Source organism: Microbacterium sp. (assembly GCF_031988965.1).
Lineage (GTDB): Bacteria > Actinomycetota > Actinomycetes > Actinomycetales > Microbacteriaceae > Microbacterium.
Genome location: NZ_DALZXX010000224.1, coordinates 1 through 1,722, shown reverse-complemented (window position 1 = coordinate 1,722; position 1,722 = coordinate 1). Strand labels below are relative to the sequence as shown.

Genomic DNA, 1,722 nt, shown 5'->3' with positions numbered 1-1,722 from the left:
GCGATCTACGACGGAGAGGTCACCTCCGCCGGTCGCATCGAGCTGCTGCCGTTCGTGCACGAGCAGGCAATCGCGATCACCGCGCACCGGTACGGCAACCCCGACGACTGGAGTGCCGCAGTCATCTGAGCCTGCCGGAACGGGCGGCATCCGGGGTCGATTTCGCACCGGCGCCGGTTGGCGGGGTCGATTTCGCACCGGAAAGGGCGGTTGTCGGTGCGTTTCTGGCCGCGCCTGCGGCGGAGGGGCCTTCTTGGCCCTGGCTGGGGTGGGGAGCGCTTCCGTCAGGGCTGGCGGGGTCGATTTCGCACCCGCGCCGATTTGCGGGGTCAGTTTCGCACCGGAAAGGGCCGATTCGGGTGCGTTTCTGGCCGCGTCTGCGGTGGAGGGGCCTTCTTGGCCCTGGCTGGGGTGGATGGGGGCGAGAGGGGGGATGGGGGGCGCAAGGCGCACTGCCGCCGCGCGAACCGGGAAGGTGTGTCAAAGATTCTTGACACGGCGGATGCCCGGGCGTAGCCTCATGTCAAGAATCTTTGACACAGGAGGCATCATGGTCTACGAAGAGCGCAACGCCTGGGCGGGTCTCATCGTCGGCGTCCTCGTGATCGGCGGATACGTCGTGTCAGTGCTGCAGCAGGCGTCCGGCCGACCGGTGACCGAGGTCGGCCGGCTCCCGCCGATGCTGTGGACGATCGGCCTCGGCATCGTGGCCACGATCGTGATCAGCATCGTGTGGGGGATCATCGCCGGTGCGAAGGATCCCGACGGTGTCGGGAAGTCCGACGTCCGCGACCGCGACATCAGCCGCATGGGCAGCCGTGTCGAACAGGCCTTCGTCGTCATCGCCGGGCTCGGGGTGATCGCCCTGTGCGCCGTCGGCGCCGACGTCTTCTGGATCGCGAACACCATGTTCGCCGGGTTCGCCGTCGCGGCGATGGTCGGCAGCGTCGCGCGGGTCGTCGCCTACCGGCGAGGTCTCGTCTGATGGTCAAGCCCACCCTCGTCTCCAACCGCATCCGCGTGCATCGCGAGGCCGCGGGACTCACGCAGGCCGAGCTCGCACGCAGCATCGGCGTGACCAGGCAGACCCTCATCGCGATCGAGCAGGAGAAGTACTCGCCGACGCTCGAACTCGCCTTCCAGATCGCCCGCGCCTTCGGGGTCGGGCTCGACGATCTCTTCCAGTACCCCGAACCGACCGTGAAGGATGCCTGAGATGAGCGACACGAACCCCGTCGGCACGACACCGACCGGCACCATGCCCGCCTGGCGCCGCGAGACCTACGGTCCGGCAGACGGAGTCCGCCTCGAGCAGATCCCCGTGCCGGTTCCGCGACGCGGAGAGGCGCTGCTGCGTGTGCAGGCCACCGCGCTGAATGCCGGCGACGTGCGGCTCATGCTCGGAGACCCTCTGCTGGTGCGCCCGGTGTTCGGCCTCACGAAGCCGAAGCATCCCGTGCGCGGGATGGAGGTCGCCGGTGAGGTGGTCGCCACCGGCCCGGCCGTCATCGGAGCCGAGGTCGGTGAGACGGTCGTGGGCGAGCTCGTCGGCGGCGGCGGACTCGCCGAGTACGTGGCGGTGCCGGCATCCCGCCTCGTGCCCATCCCGCCCGGTGTGAGCGCCGAGGCAGCGGCGTGCCTTCCGGTCGCCGGCGGCACGGCCTGGCAGGCGCTCGACCTCGCCGGGGTGGGAATCGGAGCAGGCGACGACGGACGGGCTGC

The 1,722-nt window shown here is 69.8% G+C and carries 3 protein-coding genes; all 3 read left to right on the top strand.

The features are described 5' to 3' along the window. Positions 1-550: 550 nt before the first annotated feature. Complete coding sequence (locus RTM68_RS17925) at positions 551-985, top strand: hypothetical protein (protein ID WP_312173595.1); 435 nt, start codon at positions 551-553, stop codon at positions 983-985. Further along, on the top strand, positions 985-1,215 hold the full coding sequence (locus RTM68_RS17920) for a helix-turn-helix transcriptional regulator (RefSeq protein ID WP_312173593.1): 231 nt from the start codon (positions 985-987) through the stop codon (positions 1,213-1,215). Before RTM68_RS17925 ends, RTM68_RS17920 begins: the two co-directional genes overlap by 1 nt. A 1-nt stretch (position 1,216) precedes the next feature. Then, positions 1,217-1,722 (top strand): alcohol dehydrogenase catalytic domain-containing protein (locus RTM68_RS17915; RefSeq protein WP_312173590.1); only part of this gene is annotated, 506 nt, incomplete at its 3' end.

What these genes read in the sequence shown, in the direction of transcription:
- RTM68_RS17920 (WP_312173593.1), top strand. Translation starts at nt 985, where the DNA reads ATGGTCAAGCCCACCCTCGTCTCCAACCGCATCCGCGTGCATCGCGAG.
- RTM68_RS17925 (WP_312173595.1), top strand. Translation starts at nt 551, where the DNA reads ATGGTCTACGAAGAGCGCAACGCCTGGGCGGGTCTCATCGTCGGCGTC.